The organism is Corynebacterium sp. UMB4614, assembly GCF_030217065.1.
In the GTDB taxonomy this organism is placed as follows: domain Bacteria; phylum Actinomycetota; class Actinomycetes; order Mycobacteriales; family Mycobacteriaceae; genus Corynebacterium.
Genome location: NZ_JASONC010000010.1, coordinates 52,811 through 77,135, shown reverse-complemented (window position 1 = coordinate 77,135; position 24,325 = coordinate 52,811). Strand labels below are relative to the sequence as shown.

The window sequence follows — 24,325 nt, the reverse complement described above, 5'->3', positions numbered from 1 at the left end:
TGCAATATCGGAATCAGACCCTTGAACCCCTCACCGCCTAGAATTAAACCAGTCCAACTTTCGGGGGCTAGTTCATTCTCCACCCGGGGCGCTTCTGTGTGCTTTTGTTCTACGGCTCTGCGGCTCCTTGGCTCTTCTGCTCTTAGAAGATCCAGCCGATCACCAGGACGCCCACGGCGCCGATCAGCGCGGCAGCCGGGATCGTGATGATCCAGGCCAGGGCGATCGGCTTCATCAGGCGCCAGTTGGCGGCGCGGTTGACGATCCCCACGCCCAGCACCGCACCGATCAGGATGTGCGTAGAGGACACCGGCAGGCCGGAGATGGACGCGGCCATCACCACACCCGCAGCAGCGAGCTCAGCGGCGAAGCCGGAGGCCGGGTGAATGTGGGTCAGCCCCGTGCCGACCGTCTCGATCACCTTGCGGCCGATGAACCACAGGCCGGAGATCAGAGCCACACCGGCGGCGAGCATCAACGCCATCGGCACCGGGGCGGTCGCGTTGATGGCGTCGGTCTTCAACACGTCGAAGATCGCTGCGAAGGGACCCACCGCATTCGCGATGTCATTGGAACCGTGGGAGAAGGCGAAAGCCGAAGCGGTGAAGACCTGCATCCAGCTGAACATCACGAAGGTCGCGCGGTCCACGGTGTAGCGCCGCAGCCCGGTGGTGAAGGAGCGCAAGGTGAGGAACACCGCGATGCCAACAATTGCGACGATGCCGAAGACCATGGCGCTCGTCATGTTCGGGAAGATGTTGCTCAGGCTCTTCAGCAAGAGCATGCCCGTAATGATCATTGCGCCGATGGCGGCCAGCGACGGACCCCAGGTCTCCAGGGCGCGGTGCGCCTCGATCTCCCGCTCGTCCTTATCGATGACCACAAGCTCGCGGTAGTAGTCAGATTCCAGATTCTGCGGCTCCGCGCGTCCGGTGATGTAGACGGAGGCATCGCGGGCGATGGTCTGGGTATAGGCCACGCGCTGCACCTCATTGAGGCGGGAGAAGAGGTCCTTGTGGCGCTTCTTGTGCTCGCTGCGGCGCTCCTGCATCTCGCGCATCTTGTGCTCGACTTCATCGTTGTAGCGCAGTACGTGGCGCTTGATAAAGGAGTACAGGAGGAGGGCCACCAGGCCACCCAGCACTGGGGAGAGCACCCAGCTCATCGCGATCTCGCCGATCTTGCCCCACTGGACCATCTCCAGGCCACCGGTGCCCGTGGCCATGCCCTGAGCCACCGCGGCACCGACGATGCCGCCGATGATGGAGTGGGTGGTGGAGACCGGCCAGCCCTTGCGCGTGGCGATCAGCAGCCACAGTGCCGCACCGAGAAGGGCGGCCATCATGATGTAGGCGAAGTGCTGCGGGTCGAGGTCCACGCCGTCCAGGTCGACGATGCCGGAGCGGACGGTGTCGGTGACGTCACCGCCGGCGATCAGCGCGCCACCGACCTCGAAGACGGCGGCGATGAGCAGCGCCTGCTTGATGGTCAGCGTCTTCGCGCCGACCGAGGTACCGAAGGAGTTCGCGACGTCGTTACCGCCGATGTTGAACGCCATGAACATTCCGAAGAAGATCGTGACGATCAGGATCCCGATGTTCGCGGACTCCGGCATGAGGTCCACGGACCACCAGGTGAGTGCGAGTACGGCGATGAGCAGCAGCCCCCCAAAGATGGTGTGCCACCAGAAGTCGTTTTCTTGTCCTGCTGCGCTCCCGTTAATGGGGGCTTTGGTCTCCGGTTGAGACATTCAGTGCTGACCTAACTCGTAAATCAAACAGTTACAAATAAGACGCTTCACGGGACTCCCAGCGTTTTCGGAGAGATCCCAGGCATTACACATTTTGCCTTGCTCCCGGACTTTTCTAAAGCCCATGATTTCCGTTAGGGGGTGGGCATTAACCCCGGCACAGAAATAACCCCGTTACCAGCGAGAATCCTTGCTGGTAACGGGGCTATTCAGGGGTCGCGGAAAGCTCGGTCGGCGCTTACTTCAGCTCAGCGGAGCTCAGGCCCAGCTCGCGGCGAGCGACGATGAGCTGCTGAATCTGCTGGGTGCCCTCGAAGATGTCGAGGATCTTGGAGTCGCGGGACCACTTCTCCAGCAGGTCGCGCTCGGAGTAGCCGTAGGCACCGGCGAGCTCCACGGCGCGCAGGGTCAGGTCGGTCGCCATGCGGCCTGCCTTCGCTTTACAGATGGAGGCTTCCTTGGAGTTCGGGTTCTTGTTATCCGCCATCCATGCTGCGCGCATGGTCAGCAGGTAGGCCGCCTCCCAGTCGGACTCGAGGCGGATGTACTCGGACGCGGCGGCGGACTGGTTCCAGGCCGGTGCGTCGTAGTCGATCTTCACGCCAGCGTCGGTGAGGACCTCGCGCAGGCGCTCCAGGGAGGCACGTGCAACACCAACGGCCATCGCTGCGACCAGCGGGCGGGTGTTGTCGAAGGTGGCCATGACACCGCCGAAGCCCTTCTTGGTGTCCACCTCTGGGGAGCCAAGCAGGTTGTCCTTCGGGATGCGCACGTTGTCGAGGATGAAGTGCGCAGTGTCGGAGGAGCGGATGCCCAGCTTGTGCTCGAGGCGGACCAGCTCGAAGCCCGGGGTGTCGCGCGGGACGACGAAGGACTTGATAGCTGCGCGGCCTGCGGACTTGTCCACGGAGGCCCAGACGACCACGTGGGTGCAGCGTTCACCGGCTGTGACGAAGATCTTCTCGCCGTTCAGGACGTACTCGTCGCCGTCCAGCTTCGCGGTCGCGGCGACGGCTGCGGAGTCGGAGCCGAACTGCGGCTCGGTGATGGCCATGGCGGCCCAGATCTTGCCGAAGCGCTCGAGCTGCTCGTCGGTCGCGACGGCGGCGACGGCTGCGTTGCCCAGACCCTGGTACGGGATGGACAGGGTCAGGCCGACGTCGCCCCAGCAGGTCTCCATGACGTTCAGGGCGGCAGCCATGTTGCCGCCGTTCTTCACGCCAGTGTCCTGCTTCTTATCCCCACGGCTGCTGGTAGCGCCGGCCATGGCCACGCCACCGTCAGCGGCGCCCTCAACGAGGGCGGCCATGGTGTCGAGCTCGACCGGGCGCTCGTGTTCCTTGAGGTCGTACTTGCGGGAGATGGGGCGGAAAATCTGTGCGGCCGCCTGGTGTGCCTGGTTGGCGCCCGCCTTCAGACGCTTGGGAAGTTCCAGATTAAGCATGATCTTTTTCCTCTGCTCTCGGGACTGTGTTGTGCGTAGATGCCAAAAGTCGTTGTTATGGCGGGTTAGATGACGACGACGCCCTCAGCAACGCCGATCGCGCGCATGTCGCGGTACCAGCGCTCAACCGGGTGCTCCTTGGTGTAGCCGTGGCCACCCAGCAGCTGGACGCCGTCCAGGCCCATGACCATGCCCTTGTCGGATGCGTAGCGGCGAGCAAGGCCGGCCTCGCGGTGGTAGGACAGGCCCTGGTCGAGGCGGGATGCGCCGCGCAGCATGATCAGGCGCAGGCCGTCGAGCTCGATGCGGAGGTTGGCGACCATGAAGGCCACTGCCTGGCGGTGGGAGATCGGCTCGCCGAAGGCCTCACGCTCGTTGACGTACTTCTTGGTGTACTCGAGGATGGCCTCGCCGGTACCGGAGGCCAGTGCGGCCCAACCCAGGCGGGAGCGGCGGATAATCTCCGCGTACTGCTCGGTGCGGTCGGTGTCGGAGAGGTTCGCGCCACCCAGGAGGTTGGCGGCCGGGACGCGGACGTCCTTGAGGATCACGCGGCCCAGGGCTGCGGCGCGCAGGCCCATGGACGGGTCGGACTCGACCTCGAGGCCCTCGGCGCCGGACTCGACGATGACGAAGGTGTTCACACCGTCCAGCTCGACAGCGATGACGAAGAGCTCGCACTCTGCGGCGTTCGGGACCATGGTCTTCACACCGTTGAGGACGACCTCGTCGCCCTCCAGCTTCGCGGTGGTCTGCAGCTCGAAGGCGTCGAACATCGGGCGGGCCTCGGAGACCACGACGGCTGCCGGTGGGACGGACTCGCCGGAGAAGGACGGCAGGTAAGTCTTCTGCTGGGCGTCGTCGCCGTAGTTGGTGATGGTGTTGGCCACGCCTGCCGGGGCGAGGATGGAGACGGCCAGGCCCATGTCGCCGAAGCCGAGAGCCTCGGCGATGAGGGCGTTGGTGCTGGCGCCGGATGCGCTGGCGATGCCCTCAAACTCCTCCGGGAGGTTCACGAGAGCGATGCCGAGCTCAGCGGCGGTGTCGAGCAGCCCCTCGGTCGGCTTGGACTCGTCGTTGGCCTCCGCAGCAGCCGGACGCAGGCGCTCGATGGCGAACTCGCGCACCGCGTCGAGGATCATCTGCTGGTCCTCGGTCGGGTTCAGGTCGAACGGCGCCTTGCCCGGCTCGAACTGCTGGACGTCGCCCTCGTTCTGCTTCGGGAGGCGGACCGGGTCGCCGGAGCCCTTGATGCGCTTGAACTGGCGGTTCATCGCGCCGGCGGTACGGATGCCGCCCTTGGCGGTCTCGTAGGCAGCGCGGTCGACGGCCTTGTTGAGGTTGTACTTTTCTGCGAAGTCGGAACCAGTGAAACGAGACAGCGCCCGCATAACGACACCAATGGCGTCACGCTTGACGTTGTTCAGCCCCGGGGTGGAGTCGTTGAGCTTCTTGGAGTCGCTCATTGTCTGGTAGCCACCTTTCAGTAGAGGTGCCCTACGCATCGCTCGTTGCGATCCGCCGAGCATCACCATGTGCGGATAATGATCTTATTAATCATAACTTGGCAACATGGCGCAGATCACAATTTCCGCGGAATGCCATAAAGAAAGCCACACACCATGGGCGGTGTGTGGCTTTATGCAGCCGAGAGGAAGATTACTTCTCCGGCTTCACCAACGGGAAGAGCACGGTCTCGCGGATGCCAAGGCCCGTGAAGGCCATCAGCAAGCGGTCCAGACCCATGCCGGTACCGGCAGTCGGCGGCATGCCCTGCTCCATCGCCTGCAGGAAGTCCTCGTCGAGAACCATGGCCTCATCGTCGCCACCCGCAGCCAGGCGTGCCTGGTCCTCGAAGCGCTCGCGCTGGATGACCGGGTCAACCAGCTCGGAGTAGCCCGTCGCCAGTTCGAAGCCGCGCAGGTAGAGGTCCCACTTCTCGGTCACGCCGCGCTCGGTGCGGTGCTGGCGCACCAGCGGGGAGGTCTCGACCGGGTAGTTGTAGACGAACACCGGGCCCCACAGCTGGTCCTCGCACAGGAACTCCCAGATCTCCTCGACGAGCTTGCCGTGGCCCCAGCCGCCGTCCTTCGGGACCTCCAGGCCGATGACCTTCGCGAGTGCCTTGAGCTCCTCGACGGTGGAGTCGACGGTGACCTCCGGCTGATCCGGGAACTTCTCGGCCAGCGCCTTATTCAGAGACGGGTAGACCTCGATGACCGGCCACTCGCCGCCGAGGTCGTACTCGGTGCCGTCGTGCATGGTCAGCTTGGTGGTGCCGAAGACCTCCTCGGCGACCTCCTGGATGACCTCGCGGGTCATCGTCGCAGCGGTGTTGTAGTCCCCGTACGCCTGGTAGGTCTCCAGCATCGCGAACTCCGGGCTGTGGGAGCGGTCGATGCCCTCATTGCGGAAGTTGCGGTTGATTTCGAAGACGCGGTCCAGACCACCGACGACGGCGCGCTTGAGGTACAGCTCCGGCGCGATGCGCAGGTAGAGGTCGATATCCAGCGCATTGGAGTGGGTCACGAACGGACGAGCCGCGGCACCGCCGTGCAGGGTCTGCAGCATCGGGGTCTCGAGCTCGTTGAAGCCACGACGCTCCAGGGCGTGGCGCAGGGCGCGCATCACCTTGATGCGGGTCATGGCGTTCTTGCGGGCTTCCTCCCGCATGATCAGGTCGGTGTAGCGGTGACGCACACGGGCGTCCTCGCTCATCTCCTTGTGCGCGACCGGCAGCGGGCGCAGCGCCTTGGCGGCCATGGTCCACTCCTGGGCCATGACGGAAAGCTCACCGCGGCGGGAGGAGATCACGCGCCCCTTGGCGAAGACGATGTCGCCCAGGTCGACCTCCGCCTTCCAGCGGTCCAGTGCTTCCGCGCCGATCTCTGCCTGGGAGAGCATAACCTGCAGCTGGGTGCCGTCGCCGTCCTGCAGGGTGGCGAAGGCCAGCTTGCCGGTGTTGCGGACGAACATCACGCGGCCAGCCACGCCGACGACGCTGTCCGTTTCCTCACCGACGTCGAGGAGAGTCGCCCCCTCCGGAAGAGCGGCGAGCTTCTCCGCAGCCTCCGGATCGTCCTCCTTGGGCTTAACTGCCCACTGCTGACGAACCTCCGCCAGCGAGTGAGTCCTGGGAACTTCTACTGGATAAGCCTGACGGCCCTCGTCAAGGATGCGCTCGCGCTTCTCGCGGCGAACGCGCATCTGCTCGGGGATTTCATCATTGCTGGTGGATGGATTCTTTGTAGTCACCCCACCAGACTACTGCATCGCCGGTACACGCCCGTGAGCGGTTCACGGACGCAGATTACCCCATCGATGGCACGGCAAACGGGGCTCGGCCCACCATTGGCCGAGCCCCGCGATACCCCTGCAAGATGCAGGCCAGTTTTAGCTGATCAGCCAGTCGTTTGGGCTGAAGAGCTCAAAGGCGACCTTTTTCGGAGCCAGCGCCTGCTCGCCACCGGCGATCTGCTCGCGAATGTCCTGCAGGAAGGACGTTCCACCACACAGGTACCAGTGCGCGCCGGTTGGCAGTACGCCCTCATCCATCAGTTCCCCGAGATTCATGCGCTGACCGCTCTCCCGGTAGAAGAGCTTGTAGGTGGCACCGATCTGCCCGCTCAAACTCTCCTGCAGATCGCGCTGCGCGTGGTCCTGGGCAGAGGAGTCAGCGTGGAGCACCACGACCTTGCGCTCAGACTTGGCGGCGGCGAGGGCGGACAGCATTCCCACCATCGGGGTGGAGCCGATGCCCTGGGAGACGAGCACCACCGGGGCGCTTGAATCGTCCAGCACCAGATCACCGGCCGGCAGGGTGGCGTCCACACGATCCCCATCCGAGAGGGAGTCCATCAGGAAGGAGGACACCTCACCGTCGCGCTGGACAGCGATGCGGATGCAGCCAGCCCCCTTGTCGACGTCGACGAGGGAGTACTGACGCAGCTGGCGAGCCCCGTCAGGCAGTCGAACACCGATGGAGGTGTACTGGCCGGGGAGGGCGTCCATAAACTTCTCCGTCATCTCGTCCGGACGGAGGGTAAATTCCATCGCCTCGGCGGGCAGCTGCTTGCGGGAGACAATCTCGGCCGTGGTGAAAACCTCACCGTCAGCGACTCCCGCGGAGCGGTAGAGCTCGCGCTCGTAGTCGATGAGGACCTTGGCCATAAGCCAGTAGACTTCGTCCCAGGCTGCGGCAACCTCGGGGGTGACGACGTCTTCACCGAGCACCTCGACGATGGCGGCGAAGAGGTTGTCGTGAACGATGGGGTACTGATCTTCCACGATCCCCAGGGATACGTGCTTATGGCCGATGCGGGAGAGCATGTCCACCGGATCCGGTGCGTTATCATCCACGAGCATTGCAGCAAAGGTCGCGATGGAGGCAGCCAGTGCCTTCTGCTGCTCCCCGGACTTCTGGTTGCCACGATTGAAGGTATCGGCGATCAGCTCAGGGTGGGCGGCGAACATCTTCTCATAGAAGATGGGGGTGATCTTCGTGATGTTCGCACCAACGAGCGGGAGGGTCTGCTTGATGATCTCGGCATTACCTGGGGTTAGGCGGCCACGGGCATTGGCTGGGGTCTCGGCGATGAACATTGCGAATCATTCCTCCTCAAAACTCCCCGCAGGGATGTTAAGTCGTGGGCTTTGCCTTGAGCGTTGGAGCGCCGAGTGGCACGGGCCCGCCGGAGGCTCCGGCGGCGAGCCCCTTCGTCGCGGAGACAAGATCGCCGACGGTATCCCCGTCGAGAGTGGCGAAGAACGCCTCCTGTGCGGCAGCAAGCCGGCGACGCAGCGCGCAGTCGTGGCGAGCGAGGGGGCATTGCAGCGCCCCCTCGCAGTCGACGACTTCCCTGTTGCCTTCGAGTTGGCGCAGGAGTGCGCCGACGCTCGCACGCATGCCCTGTTCAGTGATATGCACCCCGCCGTAACGCCCGCGGATGGATTCAAGCAGCCCGTCGCTAGTCAGCATGTTCACGACCTTCGCGACGTGGTTTCGCGAGGCGTTGAGCTGGTCCGCAAGGTCCTGAATCCGTACCGGCGAACGATCGGCAGCATCCACTGCCTGGGTGGCACCGAGCACCATCAGTACGCGGAGCCCCAGGTCAGCGAATGTTGTGAGTTGCATAATTCCAACCTATCTAGAAATCCCTTAAAGATGCATCTGTAATACATCTTTTATGGTGTGGTGTTAAACACAGTCACAGATAGCGTCAAAGCCCGCCACGCACCCTTGGCGTAGGCGGGCTTAGAAGAACACCTTCTCGGGCGCTACTCCCCCTCCGGGTGGCGCGGGTCCTTCAGACCACTGCCGGCCGGGGCGTGGGCCGGGTCCTCCCCCAGCTCAACCTGCTTATTGTTCTCGTCGACGAAGATCACCCGCGGGTGGTAGTCCCCCAGCTCGGCATTGTCGAAAATGCCGTAGCCGATGATGATCACCAGGTCGCCAGGGCTGATCAGGCGGGCAGCTGCGCCGTTGATACCGATGACCCCGCTGCCCCGCTCGCCGGTAATGGCGTAGGTGGTCAGCCGGTTGCCGTTATCGATATCGACGATGTCGATTTGCTCGCCCTCGAGGATGTCGGCGGCGTCCATCAGGTCTGCGTCGATGGTGCAGGAACCCACGTAGTGCAGGTCGGCCTGGGTGACCGTCGCGCGGTGGATCTTTGACTTCAGCATGGTGCGGAACAAGGGATGAACCTAACTTTTTCTAGCTCTGGGGTGCGTCATCGGGAGCGGCAGGGGCGGCAGCATCGGAGCCGCCTGCGCCCTGCTCGGGGTCCAAGTTCTTGAACCCTACACCAATCGGCACGCCAACATTATCGATCAGCCGGGTGCTGCCCACGCGAGCGGCAACCAGCAGCCGGGCGTCCCCGGTTTCCGGGGCCTCGCCGAGATCGGTGCCACGAAGAGCAAGATAGTCCACCTCGACGCCCTCGGCGTCATCGAGAATGGCACGGGCAGTAGACAGCACCGCATCCGCGCCGTCCTCGGCGACGAAGGAACCGGCCGTCAACGCTGCGGAGAGGGTGAGGGCCAGCTCGCGCTCCTCATCGGAGAGGTAGACGTTGCGGCTGGACAGCGCCAGTCCACCACCCTCGCGGACGATCGGGACGCCGTGGACGCGCAGCTCCATGTTGAGGTCGTTGACCATCTGCTGGACCAGGACGAGCTGCTGATAGTCCTTCTCGCCAAAGAAGGCGTGGTCGCAGTGAGAAATCTGGAAGAGCTTGTTGACCACCGTGAGCATGCCCGCGAAGTGGGTCGGGCGGTGCTCACCCTCCAGGATCGAGCCAGCTGGGCCGGGGTGAATCGTGGTGCGGGGGCCATTGGGGTACATCTCTCGGGCAGAGGGCGCGAAGACGGCGTCCACGCCCGCGGCCTTGAGCTTTTCGACGTCGGCGTCGAGGGTGCGGGGGTAGGCGTCCAGGTCCTCGCCCTCCGCGAACTGCAGCGGGTTGACGAAGATACTGACCGCGACGAAAGCACCCGGGACCGTCTTTGCTGCCTTGACCAGGGAAAGGTGGCCTTCGTGGAGCGCACCCATCGTGGGCACGAGGCACACCGGCTTGCCGGCCTTGCGCATTGCGCGGGTGACCTGGCTGAACTCGTCGATGGTGGTCATCAGGGTGGCCTCACCGCGGCGGAAGGGCTGGGGGTTTGCCTGCGGGTCGGCCTGGGGGCTGGGCTGATTCTTGGTCATGCGCCTTAGGTTAGTCCACCGGGTAGACCGTGCTCGCTGCGGTAGGCCATGAGCGCCCGCTCGACCTCCGGGGAGCCGGCTGCCTGGGCGGTGCGCTCGGCCATCGGCAGATAGCGCAGGTGCAGGTTGTGGGAGTTCGGGTCGGCGGACTCGTCGGAGAGCTGGCGCAAGGCCTCCAGGTGGGCGAGGACGGCGGGGGCGTCGTCGCGGGAGGCGGGGCCGGTCAGGGCACCCAGGTGCTCGCGCAGAGTGGCGTCTGCTCCGGCCCGGACGATGGAGTTGAGCAGCAGCCGGGCCTCGCTAGACTCCCCCTCCCCCGCGATGGCGGCCGGGGTGTTTGGCTTATCGAGCACCGCGTTGAGCATAGAGTGGGCGTCCGAGATGAGGGTGACCAGGTGATTCGCGGCGTGCGCCATGGCGGCGTGATAGGCCGGGCGGCGATCTTCGGCGATGTGGACGGCCACGCCGCCGAGGGATTGGACGAGGAGTTCGCCGACCGCCTGGCCGACCTCGGAGTCGGTGGTGACACCCCAGCCGCAGCCCAGCAGGTTCTCGGTGTCCTGAGGCGTGCCCACGAAGCCCATCGCGGGGTGCAGGGCCAGCGGGAGCGCGCCCTCATCGGTGATGGGCTGGAGCACCTGGCAACCATTGCGGCCGGAGGTGTGCATGACCATCTGGCCGTCGCGCACGGTGCGGGCGACCTCGGCGGCGACCTCTGGGAGCACCGGGTCCGGCACGGCGAGGACCACCAGCTGGGCCATCGCGGCCTCAGCCGCTGACACCAGCGGAATGTTCGGAACGCGCTGGGCGGCCCGCGCCTGGGAGCGCTCGGAGTGGGCGTGGATGCCGTGGACGTGGTGCCCGGCCCGGGTGAAGGCCTCGGCCAGGGCGAGTCCAACGGCGCCGGCAGAAATAATCCCCACGCTCAGGCGTGGGGGTTGGCGATCAATCATGCTGAATCTTTGGGTCGCGGTGCAAGCTCTTTGAAGTCGCGGAGCGGGCTAGTTCTTGTCGTTCTGCTGGAAGCGCTTCATCAGCTCCGCAACGGTCAGGCCCTTGGCGTTTTCGTCCGCGCGGCGGCGGCCGGCGCGGTACTCGTGGGCACCGCCCTGCTCGCCCTGCTTCGCCTGCGGAGCAGCCGACTTCTGTGCCGACTCGCTGGCCTGCTCGGAAGCGGCCTGGCTCGGCTCGTAGGAGCGGAACGCCGGCTCGGTGCGCGGTGCAGGCTGGGCTGCGCGCTCCTGCTGGGGAGCCTGTGCTGCCTCGCGCCGTTCGTGCTGGCCACGGCCCGCGGCCTTCGGCTCAGCGGCCTCGGAGCCACGGTTCGCTGCGGCCTGCGCGCCGGAGGCACCCGACTGGGCGCTGCTGGAGGAGCTGGAGTCCACGACGATTGGGATCTGCGTGGTCTCCTCGGTGTTGTCCCCGGTCCACTTCACGGCGGCGAAGCTGCCGGTGGAGAATGCCGAGGCGCGGCGGTCGGAGCTCGGCTCGCTGTTGTGGCCAAGCGTCGGGGACCCCGCGGAGGAGGCAGCGCGGGCGGACGCGCCCGGCTGGCTGCTGCGCGCCGCGCGCTTCTTGGCCTGCTCAGACTGCGGCTGCTTCCACTCAGCCTGCCCGGACGTACCGGTCTGGTAGCGGCGGTCGGCCGGCTGCGACCCACCCCGGTCCAGCTCGATGATGCGCTCGGCGCGGGCGCGCACGGCGGTCTGCTCGTCGTCCAGCTCCTCGCCGGACATCTCCGCGAGCTGCGCCCGCAGGGAGATCAGCTCGTGGCGCAGCTGCTCCAGGTGCTCATCGCGCTGGTTGCGCAGCTGGCGGGTGTAGTTCTCCTTCAGCGCCGCCTCGCGCTGCTGGTGGCCCGCGACCTCGCGCTCCATCTCTGCACGGTGTGCCCGCTCCAGGGTGTTCACGCGCTTCTGCTCGGCGCGCAGCGCGCTGGAGTACTTGGAGACCAGCACGATGCCCAGGAACGCGGCCCACAGCGCGGCGATGACCGCGATCTTCAGCCACAGGTCGGAATCCAGGAACAGCATCAGGATGCTGGCGATCAGCGCCAGCACCACGAGCAGCACCATCAGTACGCGCGGCCCGCTGTTCTGCCCGTCCGTCTGCTCGGCGCCGCCCGCAGCGGCGTTCTGGCTCCAGTTCTCCCGATTGCTCATGCTGGTCACCTTACCTGTTGACGCTGTTATTCACCGGGCACCCCGCCATCTTCCGGTGGTGTGAGGCAGTTCTGTTCCAGCCATTTGCCCGCCACCGCGGCCAGTGCCCCGCCGAGCATCCCGACAATCGCGCCCGGGGCGTCCTCCTGCGCGACGACGAGGTGTCCGGCGTTGAAGACCAGGAATATGACCATCCCGCCGTAGGCACCGGCGAAGATCGCGCCGATCCACGCGACGGCCTGGCCGAGCACCCCGCTGAACGCGACCGTCATCGGGTTGACCTGGCTACGGTCCAGGCCGATGGCGTTGTCCTGCAGCTTCTTGCGCATGATGAAGCCCTGCACCCCGCAGATGATCGCGGCGATCCACAGCACGCTGCCGGTCGCCAGTTCGATGCGCGGGAAGTGGGCGTAGAAGCCGAGTGCGGTCACCCACGCGAACGCGGCGGCGATCACTGCTGCGATCACCAGCGCCGTGGGCGCGACCTGCTTCATCTTCTTCATGTTTTTCAGTCTACCCAGGGCTCGTCGCGGTTCCTGGGCTCGTTGCCGCCGTTTTTTAGGACGTCAACCCCAGCCTCCCCGGGCGTGGCTGGACTGGTCAGCAGCGCCCCGAGCTGGGTGATGCCTGCGGTGTCCTCTTCGGGCAGCTGGGCCAGCCACTCACCGACCGTGGCGGTTGCGGCCGGCCCTGCCGGGGAGCCGGGCACGCGCGGCAGCGGGTCCTCCGGGGCGATCTCTGCCCAGGGCACGAGCACGAATCCCCGGGCGGTGGTGTACGGGTGCGGCAGGATCAGCTCCTCGCCCCAGCACCCACCGGAGATCACCGGCTCGCCGGTGGCGGCGTCGTAGGCGGCCAGCAGGTCGAGGTCCACGGTGCGCGGCCCCCAGTGCTGGAGGCGCACCCGACCGCCTTCGTTCTCGATGTGCTGGCAAGCGTGCAGCAGATCGAGGGGCTCTAGTTCGGTGGCCACGAGAATCACGGCGTTGCGGAATTCTTCCTGGGTGACCACGCCCCACGGCGGGGTGGCGTAGACCTGGGAGGCTGCCAGCAGCTGGGTGCCGGGCAGATCGAGCACGGCGCTGGCGGCCGCGCGGATCATGGCTTCCGGGCTGCCCTGGTCGCCGGGCATATTACTGCCCAGCCCGATGGCCACCCGCCAGCCGGCGGTGTTGCTCGCCACGGTCTTACCTGCCTCGTTGCTGCTTGAGGTTGCGGCGGGCAACCACCCGCACGTCGCTGAAGTGGTGCGGGATCGGGGCCTGTGGTTTGTGCACGGTGACCTCCGCAGCATGTGCCCCGCCGAGGGCGATGATCCGGTCAGCGATGGTGGCGGCGAGTGTTTCGATCAGGTCGAAGCGCTCCTGCTCCACCACGGCCACGGCGATGTCTGCCAGGTCCACGTAGGAGATCGTGTCGGCGAGGTCATCCGAGGCCGCGGAGGCGGCGAAGTCCGTCCAGACGACGATGTCCACCTCGAAGTTCTGGCCCTCGTCCTTCTCGAAGTCGTGGACCCCGTGGTAGCCATAGGCCTTCAGGCCCATGAGTTCGATGCGATCAGCCACGGCGCGCTCGCCACCCTTCTGCCACCGCCGGGCCGTCGCCCAGGCGGGAGTAATAAGCCACGTCCACCGCGGCCCGGGAGGGGGCCACGTTGTTCACCCGCACCGCCCAGGAGCCCGCCTGGGCTGCCAGCGCGGAGACCGCCGCGGTGGCGTCGTCCGCCGTCTCCGGGGAGCCAGGGAGGCCGTCGCTGGCAGGGCGCAGGGCGGTGAGGAAACGCTTACGGCTGGCGCCGATCAGCACGGGGAAACCCAGCTCGTTGAGCTGGCCCATCGCCCCCAGGAGCTGCCAGTTATCCGCCGGGGACTTCGCAAACCCGATGCCGGGATCCAGGATGATGTTCTCCTCTTTCACCCCGGCGGCGAGTGCTGCGTCCACTCGGCGCAGCAGCCAGTCGCGGACGGCGGTGACCACATCCACGCCGGTGCCCGCGCTCTGATCCGCGTAGCCTTCCGCGCCTTCGAAGCGGTCGGTCAGCCAGTGCATGAGGCAGATCGGCAGGCCGGTCTCGGCGGCGACGGGGAGCATGTCCTTGTCCGCGAGGCCACCGGAGACGTCGTTGAGGATGTCCACCCCGGCCTCCGCAGCGGCGAGTGCGGTGGCGGCGCGCATGGTGTCCACGCTCGTGGTGATACCCAGCGCGGAGAGCTCCGCGATCACGGGGGTCACGCGCCCGCGTTCGATTTCCGGGTCAACGCGCTGGGCGCCGGGGCGGGTGGATTCGCCGCCGACGTCGATAATGTCCGCGCCCGCGTCAACCATCTGCTGGGCATGGCGCACGGCGGTGGCGGTGTCCGGGTTGGAGCCCCCGTCGGAGAAGGAGTCTTCCGTGACGTTGAGGATCCCCATCACCTTGGTGCGCGGCGGGGTGGCCGACTGGTTCTGCTGGGTGCTCTTCTCCGGCGTGGTCGGCTGGTCAGGCTGAGTAGACTGTGCAGGCTGCATCATCAAGTCTTTCTAGGGTTGGTTCCCGCAGGGTTCGCTGTTGGTGCGCTTGGCCCGGGCGCTAGTGCTGGGGTTCTAGTTCCCGCGGATCAGCGCCATGGCCTCGGCGCGGGTGGCGGCGTTGTTCTGGAAGCCGCCGCGCACGGCGGAGGTCACGGTGTTCGCGCCCGGCTTGCGCACCCCACGCATCGCCATGCACAGGTGCTCGGCCTCGATAACGACGATCACCGCGGAGGCGTCCAGCCGTTCCATCAGCGCGTCGGCGATGGAGGTGGTCAGGCGCTCCTGGACCTGCGGGCGGCGGGCGAAGCCCTCCACCAGGCGGGCCAGCTTGGACAGCCCGGTGACCTTCCCGGAACGCCCCGGGATGTAGCCGATGTGGGCGTGGCCGAAGAAGGGCACGAGGTGGTGCTCGCAGGTGGAGTAGAACGGGATGTCCTTGACCAGCACGAGCTCCCGGTGGTCCTCGTTGAAGGTGGTGTTGAGCACCTCGGTGGGGTCGGTGCCGAGGCCGGAGAAGACCTCCTCGTAGGCGCGCGCCACACGGGCCGGGGTATCGGCCAGCCCTTCGCGGTCGGGGTCCTCCCCCACGGCGATGAGCAGCTCGCGGACGGCGGCTTCGGCGCGCTCGCGGTCGAAGTGCCTCGTCGACTCAGACGTGGTCGAATCAGGCTTTGTCGAATCAGCCATGTCGGTGTTCGCCGCCTTCCTTAGTTCTTCTCTTCATCGCTGGGGTTGTCATCATTCGGCCGGGAGTGATGACGCCCACCCGACTCACCCCAGTCACTACCGTCGCCGTAGGCGCTGGTCCCTGGGTGCTGCGCGGGGTCGCGGCGGGCGTGGCGCCCGCCGTTGTACGGCTCCGGCGCTGGGCTACCCGGCGTTGGGTTCTGCTGCTCCGGACTCTCTGGCTCTGCCGCATCCGGGCCAGAAACATGCGGCGCGGGCTCACCGGCGGCCGGGGACTCCGAGACACCCTGCCCGCCGGCCTCAGTGACCGGGCGGATCTGGGTGGTCGGGGCGTCGTCCGAGGTCCACGGGTTATCCGGGCGCTCGTGCTCCGGCAGCTCGAAACCGCGCTGAGGCTCCTGGTTGGCCTCCTGCTCACGCTCCAGCTGCTTGACCTGCTCCTGCTGTTCCTGCTTGCGCTTTTCGATGCGCGCACGGCGGGCAGCGGAGAAGTAATCCTTGCGCTTCGGCGGCTCCTCGCCGCGCTCCTTTGCCAGCTCGACCGGGGTCTTCACCGGCTCGCGGTAGTCCTTCGGACGGTCCATATCCTGGCCCGGGAAGATCTCGGAGACCTCGCGCGGGGTGATGCCATCGAAAATGGCCTCCAAGTCCGGGCGGCGCAGCGTCTCCTTCTCGAGCAGCTTCTCCGCCAGGGTGTCCAGGTACTCCCGGTGCTCACGCAGCACCTCGTAGGCAATGTTCTGGGCCTTGTCCATGAGCATGCGGACGTCCTCGTCCACCAGCGCGGCGACCTTCTCGGAGGGGTGGAACTGGCCACCGCCGCCGCGGCCGACGAAGGGGTCGCCCTGCTCCTCGCCGAACTTCACGGCACCCACGCGCGGGCTCATGCCGTACTCGACGACCATGGCCTTGGCGATCTTCGTGGCCATCTCGATATCCGCGCTCGCACCGGTGGTCGGGTTACCGAAGACCAGCTCCTCGGCGGCACGCCCGCCCATCGCGAAGACGAGGCGAGCAAAGAGCTCGGAGCGGTTGTACATGCCCTTGTCGTCTTCCGCGGCGGTCATCGCGTGTCCGCCGGTGCGCCCACGGGCCAGGATGGTGACCTTGTAGACCCGCTCGATGTCCTTCATCGCCCAGGCCGCCAGCGTGTGGCCGCCCTCGTGGTAGGCGGTGACCTTCTTCTCATGCTCGGAGATGATCTTCGAGGTGCGGCGCGGGCCACCCACGACGCGGTCGGTGGCTTCTTCCAGGGCATCCCCGGTGATGACGTTGCCGTCCACACGGGCGGTCAGCAGCGCGGCCTCGTTGAGAACATTCTCCAGGTCCGCGCCGGACATGCCAGCGGTGCGCTTGGCCAGGGAGGCCAGGTCGACGTCCGGTGCCAGCGGCTTGCCCTCAGCGTGGACGCGCAGGATCTGCTCGCGGCCCACCAGGTCCGGGTTGGTCACCGGGATCTGGCGGTCGAAGCGGCCCGGGCGCAGGAGTGCTGGGTCGAGCACGTCCGGGCGGTTCGTCGCGGCCATGAGGATCACGCCCTCGCGGCCGTTGAAGCCATCCATCTCCACGAGCAGCTGGTTCAGGGTCTGCTCGCGCTCGTCGTGGCCACCGCCCATGCCGGCGCCACGCTGGCGGCCGACGGCGTCGATCTCGTCGACGAAGATGATGCAGGGCGCGTTTTCCTTGGCCTGCTTGAACAGGTCGCGCACGCGGGAAGCACCGACACCGACGAACATTTCCACGAAGTCGGAGCCGGAGATGCTGTAGAACGGCACCCCGGACTCACCGGCCACCGCGCGGGCCAGCAGCGTCTTACCTGTGCCGGGCGGGCCGTAGAGCAGCACGCCGCGCGGGATCTTCGCGCCGAGCTTCTCGTACTTCCCTGGGTTGGAGAGGAAGTCCCGGATCTCGTCGAGCTCCTCGACGGCCTCGTCCGCACCGGCGACGTCGTCGAAGCGGGTATCCGGGTTGTCCTTCTGCAGGTCCTTGGCGCGGGACTTGCCGAAGCCGAAGGGGCCCATGCCCCCGCCGCCCTGCATGCGGGTGAGCATGAAGAACAGCAGGCCGAAGATCAGCAGCATCGGCAGGAGCATCATCAGCAGCCCGCCGATGAAGGAGTCCTGCGAGACGTGAGTGTCGAACTTCTCCGCCTCGGAGCCCTTCACCGCATCGAAGATCTGCTGGCTGGCTCGGGCCGGGTACTGGGTGGTGATCTGCTCGATCCCATCCTTGCCCTCGACCTCGATGGGCTTCTTCAGCTTCAGCTGGACCGTCTGTTCGCGGTCCTTGATCTCGGCTTCCTTGACGTTCTTGGCGTCGAGCTCCTTGATCGCGATGGAGGTATCGACCTTGTCGAAACCACGGTCGCTGTCCGTGAGCACGCCAAAAGCGTAAATAGCGATGAGGGCGGCGGCGACAATCCCCGCGATCCTCAGGACCTTGTTCTTGTCCATATTTCCCATCAGTTAGTTGTGCCCGCGCATTGTTTCGCCAGCGCTACTCGCGGACGTCCGGGCGCTGGCTGAAGGTGCGTGAACGCTCTATTCGTACACTTCCGGCTTCAGGGTGCCGACGAATGGCAGGTCGCGGTAGCGTTCGGCGAAGTCCAGGCCATAGCCCACCACGAACTCGTTCGGAATGTCGAATCCGACCTCAATGAGGTCCTCGATCTCGACCTTGACGGCCTCTGGCTTGCGGAAGAGTGTCACGACGGACAAGGAGCGCGGCTTGCGGTTGGTGAGGTTCTTCATCAGCCAGGACAGGGTCAGGCCGGAGTCGATGATGTCCTCGACGATCAGGACGTCGCGGCCCTCGATGTCGCGGTCCAGGTCCTTCATGATGCGGACGACGCCGGAGGAGCTGGTGGAGTTGCCGTAGGAGCTGACGGCCATGAACTCCAGCTGGTTCGGGATCTCCAGCTCGCGGGCGAAGTCGGTGATGAAGAAGACCGCACCCTTGAGCACGCAGACGAGGATGAGGTCCTCCGGGGCGTCGCGGTAGCGCTCGTCGATGGCGGCAGCGAGTTCGCGGATGCGGGAGTGGAGGGTGTCCTGGTCGATCAGGACGGCTTCCAGGTCGTCACCGTAGGGGTGGGCCGGGATGTCGGTGCTCTTCTTGGTCCAAGTCGAGTTCTGATCAGTCATGTGCTCGTCGATCCTTTGGGTGCTTGTGTGATTCTTCCGCCACGAGGCGCAGGACGCCGCCGCGCCGCGCCACCACCAGCCGGGTGCGGTGTTGCCCGGTGGGCGACACCTCCGCTGGTGGCGGGCTCGGCGGGTGGGCGCGGCCTCTGCCTAAAGCCTCATAACCGTTCATTGTATGCCACGGGACGGACACGCCGCCTTGCCCGGCCCAATCCGTGACGAGGGCGTCGATGCGGCTCAAGTGGGAGTAGGTCAACGGCCCGGTTTTTCCCGCGAGCCAATGGCGGATCACGCGGCGCCGGAGGGCGTCGGACAGCTCGGCGAGTGGGGCGCAGGCCAGCTCGGCGGTGGCGTGCGGACGATCCCCGGCGTGCTCACGGTTGTCGGCTTGCTCGTGACCCTCGGCGTGCCCGTGGCTGCCGGCTTCGGCGATAAGCCGGGTGTATTCCGCGTGGGCGGCGGCCTCCAGGTAGTCGGAATCCTCGCGCAGCAGCCGGGCGGTGCGGGTGAGGGAGTCGGCCACGCCGGGGCCGAGGATCTCCTCCAGCAGGGGCAGCAGCTCCTGACGGACCCGCGATCGGCGAAAGCGGGGGCTGGCATTGTGCGGGTCAGACCAAAAGCTCAGCCCGGCGCGGTGGCACGTGGCCTCGGTGTCCTCTCGCGTGCTGTCCAGCAAGGGGCGGCCGAGCCACCCGGCCCCCGCAGCAATGGCCGGGTGCTCGTTGCCGGCCTGTTGCTCGCCATTATCCGAGCGCTGGTGGGTGGCCGTCGTGATGGGGCGCAGCCCGGCCAGCGCACCCGTCCCGGAACCACGGGCCAGGCCCAGCAACAACCCTTCCGCGTCATCGGAGGCGGTGTGCGCCACCAACAGTGGCCGCCCCGCAGCCGCGGCCCCGAGCGCGCGGTAGCGGGCCTCGCGGGCGGCGGCCTCATCTGCACCCGGCCCGCCGGGGACATCGATGGTGAGGACCTGGGCCGGGATGCCGATCTCCTCACAGTTCTGCGCCGCGGTGGCGGCGACCTCGGCGGAACCTTCCTGCAGCTGGTGATCCACCACCAAGGCGCGGAAGCTCGCCCCCGGCAGGTCTTTCTTGGCGATCCCGGCGGCGGTATAGGCCAGCGCGAGGGAGTCCGCACCCCCGGAAACCCCCAGGTAGACCGGCCCCTCGGCCAACTGCGCGGCGTGCTCCGGATGCGTTGTGCGCAGCCCAGCGAGCCAGGCGCGGAAGTCCGCTGCGGTGCTCACGGTGTTCCTCCTCCCCAGGGCCTGGCCCCAGTCACCCTGCGTGGCCGTTGCCGAGAAAACTAGAGCCGATACACGGCGGCGGCCAGCCGGTCGAGGGCTTCGCGCCCGTCGCCGACGTCGGCGGGAGTATTGGACAGGAAAGCGAAACTCAACGGGCGGCCGGACTTGGTGACCACCGTGCCGGCCAGGGCATTGACCCCGTCGAGGAAGCCGGTTTTCGCGCGCACCCACCCGGCTGCGTCCTCGGCCCCGCTGCCCGCCAGGTAACGGTTGCGCAGCGTGCCCTCCGCACCGGCGACCGGCAGGTCCTGCTGCAGGGCGTGCAGCTTCTTGCTGCCCAGCGCGGAGTTCAGGTTGTGGGCGCTCAGGCGGTTGTCCTCGCTCATGCCGGAGGTGTCGTGCAGCACCGCACCTTCGGTGTCCACGCCGTTGTCCTTCAGCACCTTGAGCACGCCCTCGGTCGCGCCCTTGAAGGTGCCCGGCAGGTCCTGGCTGATCGCCACCTCGCGGCCGACGGCCTCTGCGAGCATGTTGTCCGAGTGCAGCATCATGTCCCGCAGTCGGGTACTCAGTGGCGCGGAGAGCACCTGCCCCAACGCTTCCTCAGCGGAAGGGTGGGCCGGACCCACGGGATCATCGGAAACCTCGAGCTTCAGTTTCTTGTTCTTGAGCTTCTCCCCCAGCCCCATGTCCTCGGCGAGCGCCTGGGCCACGTCCCGGGCTGGGGTGTTGCTGCGGGCGGAGTAATTTTCCGTGGGGATGATGCGGCCGGCGTCGATCATCACGGAGTCCAGGAAGGTCACGTTGCCCATCCCGATCTCCACCAGGTCCCAACTCTTGTGGAAGGTGGACTTCTCCCGCATGGAGTTATCCACCGTGATCTTGGTGATCTTCTTCAGCTCCTCCGGCGGCAACGCTCGGCGAACCTGATCCGCCAGATCGCTGATGGCCGGGGCGTCCGTGAAGAAGCCGGAGCCGGGCTTGCGGGAAAGCGTAATGTCCCCCTCCCCGACGAGGATCAGCTCGCCCGGGCCACCCTTGACCACGGAGGTCGGCAGCCGATCCTGCGGCCCCTTCGCCAGCAGGGCCGCGGCGGTGGTGTACACCTTCGTCGACGACGCCGGCACCAGATGCTTGCCCTCATCGTTGGCGAACAACACCTCGCCGGTTTCCAGGTCGGTGATCTCCGCGGACAGGCGCCCCAGCTGCCGGTCCTTCGCCGCCTTCTTCACCTCAGTCAGGTCCACCGGAGTGGCGGGCGGGCTGGCCTCCACCATCACTGGTTCGTCAGGACGGGGAAGCGCTGCGGGGGCGACGTCGTAATGAGGACGCTGGGAAAGAACCACCGCGCCAGCGATAATGGCGGCGGCGACCGCGAGGAACGCCACCACCGCGAGGAGCCAGCGGCGGAAAGAGGACTTCTTCTCAGCTTCCAAAATCTAAATCCTGACAATGTGTGGGCGGCAGGGGCGGGGCAGTTAGTAGGTTCCACCTTATCCTGCGACTAGGATGGGGCCTGCATGTACGTCAGGCGCCACGAGGCGCTTCAAGCAGAACACCGATTTTAAGGATGGCGCGAGTTATGGCTCAGAGCATCGAAGTCACCATCGAGATCCCGAAGGGTTCCCGCAACAAGTACGAGATCGAGAACGGGAAGGTCTACCTGGACCGTTACCTGTTCACCCCGATGGCGTACCCGGCTGACTACGGCCACATCGACAACACCCTCGGCGAGGATGGCGACCCGCTGGACGCGCTGGTCATCCTTCCGGAGCCACTGTTCCCAGGCGTGGTTGTCAAGGCCCGCCCGGTTGGTGTGTTCAAGATGACCGACGAGGCCGGTGGCGACGACAAGCTGCTCTGCGTGCTCGACGATCCGCGCTTCGACCAGTACCAGGACGTGGACGACATCTCCCAGTTCACCAAGGACGAGATCGAGCACTTCTTCGTGCACTACAAGGACCTCGAGCCGGGCAAGGAGGCCCGCGGCGAGGGCTGGGGCACCGCTGCTGACGCGGAGAAGATCCTGGCCGACGCCATCGAGCGCGCCAAGAAGTAAAAGGCTTTAGGCTTTTAGGCCTCTTGGGACTCAGCGCCCGCTCCCCTGCTGTGGGGCGGGCGCTTTTGCATGGGCAGGGTGGATCGCGCGACAGGAGGGGTACGGGCTGCCCCACCGTCGTGGGGCAGGCGGGGTGGTGGCTAGTAGCATGGCGGGCATGAGTGACTTTGAATCCATGAGAGCAGAAGACGTCCCAGAGCACGTCCAGTTGGTGGACGTCCGCGAGGCCAATGAGTTCGCGGAGTGGCACGCCAAGGGCGCCGAGAACCTCCCGCTGTCCGAGCTGCAGCTGCGTTACGGCGAGCTGGACCTGGACCAGGACCTGTACATCATTTGCCTGTCGGGTGGCCGCTCGGCGAAGGCCTGCCAGTGGCTGGAGCTCAACGGCATCGACGCGATCAACGTGTCCAATGGCTCCATCGGCTGGCGAGATGCCGGCCGCACGATCATCGTCAACGGCGAAGAGACCACGAACCCGGCCTAAGCGCCGGCGCTGGGCGCGTGCTCCCGCACTGCTCCCGCTGCGGGTGGCTTTCAGCCACCGGTGGCGGGAGTTTCTTTATCAAAAATTCACTTTAGATTTTCCCCCAAAAGCATTTATTTACACTGCTGACAAGGATAACGTCGAAGGAACAAGGCCCTGATCGACAGAGCTAAAGGTTGCATTCCTATGAAGAAACATGCATTCATCATCGTCCTTGCGGTAGTGGCCGTCGTCGCCTTCATCTACCTTCTCGTCGCACCCCCAGCTGAGTTCTCGGCTCTGGAGGGCAGCACCCAGCTCATCATCCTGATCGTCCTGTTCATGGTCGCGGAGTTCCCGATCACCATCCTGCTGATCGAAAAGTTCGTGCGAGGCAACCGCGAAGAAGCTGCGAAACAACAGCGCACCCCGAGCTCGGATCACCTCCCCCGCCCGACCCTCTAAGGCCCAGCCTTCGCACGGGCAGCACACCCGGGAGCAACCCGCGCATCCGTGCACCTCTCACACTCCTCGCGGGCTCCGCCCCGCACGGGTGGCACGCCCGGGCCCCGCACGGTTTTGCAGAGTTTAAGGTCGCAAAACACCTGAAAACCGACCACAAACTCTGCAAAAGGCGCAATGAGGACCGGCCTTCACTACACTCTGAGCATCCGCAGCCCCTAAATCCTTCACGGGCCCGCCGTCACGAAAGAACCCGTGACGGGGTTTTTCACGTGTCCGATCCGCGATAGTGTGGAAAGCTAAAGGCTCCCAGCCATGAACCACCGACCAAACGAGAGGCCCCCATGAAGAAGCTGCTAGCGCTGAGGCTCCTATCCGTTGCGTCAATCCTGGTCCTGCTGGTGATGCTCTTCTGGGCACCACCGGCCCTCAACGACATGCCGCAGCTACAGGCCGATGTACTCATGGCGTTGATCTTGCTGTTTGCAGTCGGCTCCACCACGGCGATGGGCTTCGCCTCCTACAAGGAGGCCAAACGCAAGCGCAATCACCCCGAGCGATAGCCCGCACACACGCACCACCCATCAACCCTTAGGAAAGAGCCCCCATGAGTGAGTTTCTGTCGCTGGAACGCCCCATCGTCCTGGCGCCGATGGCCGGAGGCCCGTCCACCCCGGAGCTCGTCGCCGCCGTGTCCAACGCCGGTGGGCTCGGCATGATGGCCGCGGGTTACCTCTCCCCCGATGCGTTCCGCGAACGCCTTGCAGCAATAGAGAATCTCACCACCTGGCCCTTCGGGGTGAATATCTTCTCCCCACCGCCCCACACGGGTCTTTCCACCGCGGAGCTGCACAGTTGGCAGCGTTATCGCGAACAATTGGACGCCTACTCGGCTGTGCAGGCCTCTTTTCCGGACGCCCCTCGCAACACCGATGATCATTATGAGGAGAAGGTGCAGATCGCGCTTTCCTCCACCGCCAAGGTCGTGTCCTTTACTTTTGGCTACCCAACCCCGGAGGTCGTGGACGCCCTGCACGCCAAGCAGAAGCTGGTGGTGCTCAACGCCACGACCCCGGAGGAGATCGAGCATCTCGCGGGCACGGACTGCGACGCCATCGTGCTACAGGGCAAGGAGGCCGGTGGTCACCGGGGCACGGTGCTTTCCACCCCGGAGGCGGGCTGCGCGTACTCGCTCGCCGCGCTGCTGGCCCATGCAAAGAAAGCCACCGATAAGCCGGTGATCGCCGCTGGCGGCATCGCCACCAAGCAGGACGTGGCGGAGGCCCTGGAGCACGGCGCGGTTGCCGCCCAGGTGGGCACCCGCTTCCTCCTGGCGACGGAGGCGGGAACGAAGACTACGCACAAGCAAGCGCTGCAGACGCTCAGGGGGAGGCCAACCGTGATCACCACGGCGTTCACGGGCAAACCGGCGCGTGCGATCCGCAATGCCTTCACCGACCGCTTCCAGCCGCTGGCCCCGAGCCTGTACCCAGAGCTGCACTACCTAACCTCCGGCCTGCGCGGCACGGCGGATAAGGCCGGCGATCGGGAGTACCTGAACCTGTGGGCCGGGGAGAATTATGAACTCACGCGACCGGGGCCAGCTGCGGCGATCGTCGCGGAGCTGACTCCGTAGGAAACGAAAAAGGGAGGGCCACCCTGGTTGGGTAGCCCTCCCTTCGCTATGAG

General features: G+C 66.0%; 24 protein-coding genes. 5 read left to right on the top strand and 19 right to left on the bottom strand.

What is annotated here, in order from left to right:
* Positions 1-142: 142 nt before the first annotated feature.
* From QP413_RS06015 to dacB, 19 genes are all read right to left on the bottom strand, one after another.
* Positions 143-1,750, bottom strand: coding sequence for an inorganic phosphate transporter (locus QP413_RS06015; RefSeq protein WP_012360922.1), 1,608 nt, complete (start codon positions 1,748-1,750; stop codon positions 143-145).
* Between the two features lie 238 nt (positions 1,751-1,988).
* Positions 1,989-3,194, bottom strand: coding sequence for an acyl-CoA dehydrogenase family protein (locus QP413_RS06010; protein ID WP_012360923.1), 1,206 nt, complete (start codon positions 3,192-3,194; stop codon positions 1,989-1,991).
* A 65-nt stretch (positions 3,195-3,259) separates the two neighbouring features.
* On the bottom strand, positions 3,260-4,660 hold the full coding sequence (locus tag QP413_RS06005) for an acyl-CoA dehydrogenase family protein (RefSeq protein WP_070760034.1): 1,401 nt from the start codon (positions 4,658-4,660) through the stop codon (positions 3,260-3,262).
* 193 nt (positions 4,661-4,853) lie between these two features.
* Entirely contained in the window at positions 4,854-6,401 is a 1,548-nt protein-coding gene (gene lysS / locus QP413_RS06000) for a lysine--tRNA ligase (protein ID WP_012360925.1), read from the bottom strand.
* Between the two features lie 186 nt (positions 6,402-6,587).
* Positions 6,588-7,796 carry a globin domain-containing protein gene (locus tag QP413_RS05995; protein WP_284781093.1) on the bottom strand — a complete coding sequence of 403 codons (1,209 nt, stop codon included), beginning with the start codon at positions 7,794-7,796 and terminating at the stop codon, positions 6,588-6,590.
* Positions 7,797-7,833: 37 nt separating this feature from the next.
* On the bottom strand, positions 7,834-8,328 hold the full coding sequence (locus QP413_RS05990; RefSeq protein WP_012360927.1) for an Rrf2 family transcriptional regulator: 495 nt from the start codon (positions 8,326-8,328) through the stop codon (positions 7,834-7,836).
* A gap of 143 nt (positions 8,329-8,471) precedes the next feature.
* Entirely contained in the window at positions 8,472-8,891 is a 420-nt protein-coding gene (panD, locus tag QP413_RS05985; RefSeq protein ID WP_012360928.1) for an aspartate 1-decarboxylase, read from the bottom strand.
* Between the two features lie 19 nt (positions 8,892-8,910).
* Complete coding sequence (gene panC, locus QP413_RS05980) at positions 8,911-9,903, bottom strand: pantoate--beta-alanine ligase (RefSeq protein WP_284781091.1); 993 nt, start codon at positions 9,901-9,903, stop codon at positions 8,911-8,913.
* Positions 9,904-9,908: 5 nt separating this feature from the next.
* A complete protein-coding gene (locus QP413_RS05975; RefSeq protein WP_284781089.1) occupies positions 9,909-10,856 on the bottom strand; it encodes a DUF2520 domain-containing protein in 948 nt (315 codons plus the stop codon).
* 48 nt (positions 10,857-10,904) lie between these two features.
* The gene (locus QP413_RS05970) at positions 10,905-12,065 is read right to left on the bottom strand and encodes a DUF6779 domain-containing protein (RefSeq protein ID WP_284781087.1); all 1,161 of its coding nucleotides are present in this window, start codon (positions 12,063-12,065) and stop codon (positions 10,905-10,907) included.
* Positions 12,066-12,091: 26 nt separating this feature from the next.
* Positions 12,092-12,568, bottom strand: coding sequence for a DUF3180 domain-containing protein (locus QP413_RS05965; RefSeq protein WP_070759637.1), 477 nt, complete (start codon positions 12,566-12,568; stop codon positions 12,092-12,094).
* Between the two features lie 5 nt (positions 12,569-12,573).
* Positions 12,574-13,248 carry a 2-amino-4-hydroxy-6-hydroxymethyldihydropteridine diphosphokinase gene (gene folK, locus QP413_RS05960; protein ID WP_246818147.1) on the bottom strand — a complete coding sequence of 225 codons (675 nt, stop codon included), beginning with the start codon at positions 13,246-13,248 and terminating at the stop codon, positions 12,574-12,576.
* A 4-nt stretch (positions 13,249-13,252) separates the two neighbouring features.
* A complete protein-coding gene (gene folB / locus QP413_RS05955) occupies positions 13,253-13,630 on the bottom strand; it encodes a dihydroneopterin aldolase (RefSeq protein WP_012360934.1) in 378 nt (125 codons plus the stop codon).
* The gene (gene folP, locus QP413_RS05950; protein WP_173362367.1) at positions 13,623-14,477 is read right to left on the bottom strand and encodes a dihydropteroate synthase; all 855 of its coding nucleotides are present in this window, start codon (positions 14,475-14,477) and stop codon (positions 13,623-13,625) included. Before folP ends, folB begins: the two co-directional genes overlap by 8 nt.
* Positions 14,478-14,648: 171 nt before the next feature.
* Complete coding sequence (gene folE / locus QP413_RS05945; RefSeq protein ID WP_012360936.1) at positions 14,649-15,263, bottom strand: GTP cyclohydrolase I FolE; 615 nt, start codon at positions 15,261-15,263, stop codon at positions 14,649-14,651.
* 20 nt (positions 15,264-15,283) lie between these two features.
* Positions 15,284-17,716: an ATP-dependent zinc metalloprotease FtsH gene (gene ftsH / locus QP413_RS05940; protein WP_284781083.1), complete on the bottom strand. Its 2,433-nt coding sequence runs from the start codon at positions 17,714-17,716 to the stop codon at positions 15,284-15,286.
* 87 nt (positions 17,717-17,803) lie between these two features.
* Positions 17,804-18,406 carry a hypoxanthine phosphoribosyltransferase gene (gene hpt / locus QP413_RS05935; RefSeq protein WP_012360938.1) on the bottom strand — a complete coding sequence of 201 codons (603 nt, stop codon included), beginning with the start codon at positions 18,404-18,406 and terminating at the stop codon, positions 17,804-17,806.
* A complete protein-coding gene (gene tilS / locus QP413_RS05930) occupies positions 18,399-19,652 on the bottom strand; it encodes a tRNA lysidine(34) synthetase TilS (RefSeq protein WP_187289720.1) in 1,254 nt (417 codons plus the stop codon). The genes hpt and tilS overlap by 8 nt, the downstream gene beginning before the upstream one ends.
* A 59-nt stretch (positions 19,653-19,711) precedes the next feature.
* Complete coding sequence (gene dacB / locus QP413_RS05925; RefSeq protein WP_284781081.1) at positions 19,712-21,088, bottom strand: D-alanyl-D-alanine carboxypeptidase/D-alanyl-D-alanine-endopeptidase; 1,377 nt, start codon at positions 21,086-21,088, stop codon at positions 19,712-19,714.
* Between the two features lie 146 nt (positions 21,089-21,234).
* Here dacB and QP413_RS05920 point away from each other — a divergent pair, with 146 nt between their 5' ends.
* The 5 genes from QP413_RS05920 to QP413_RS05900 all read left to right on the top strand — a co-directional run bounded on the left by QP413_RS05920 (position 21,235) and on the right by QP413_RS05900 (position 24,272).
* Entirely contained in the window at positions 21,235-21,711 is a 477-nt protein-coding gene (locus tag QP413_RS05920) for an inorganic diphosphatase (protein WP_284781080.1), read from the top strand.
* Positions 21,712-21,868: 157 nt separating this feature from the next.
* Positions 21,869-22,195, top strand: coding sequence for a rhodanese-like domain-containing protein (locus tag QP413_RS05915; protein ID WP_284781079.1), 327 nt, complete (start codon positions 21,869-21,871; stop codon positions 22,193-22,195).
* A gap of 186 nt (positions 22,196-22,381) precedes the next feature.
* A complete protein-coding gene (locus tag QP413_RS05910) occupies positions 22,382-22,639 on the top strand; it encodes a hypothetical protein (protein WP_284781078.1) in 258 nt (85 codons plus the stop codon).
* Positions 22,640-22,980: 341 nt separating this feature from the next.
* A complete protein-coding gene (locus tag QP413_RS05905) occupies positions 22,981-23,199 on the top strand; it encodes a hypothetical protein (protein ID WP_070760682.1) in 219 nt (72 codons plus the stop codon).
* 44 nt (positions 23,200-23,243) lie between these two features.
* Complete coding sequence (locus tag QP413_RS05900) at positions 23,244-24,272, top strand: nitronate monooxygenase (RefSeq protein WP_284781076.1); 1,029 nt, start codon at positions 23,244-23,246, stop codon at positions 24,270-24,272.
* Positions 24,273-24,325 lie beyond the last annotated feature (53 nt).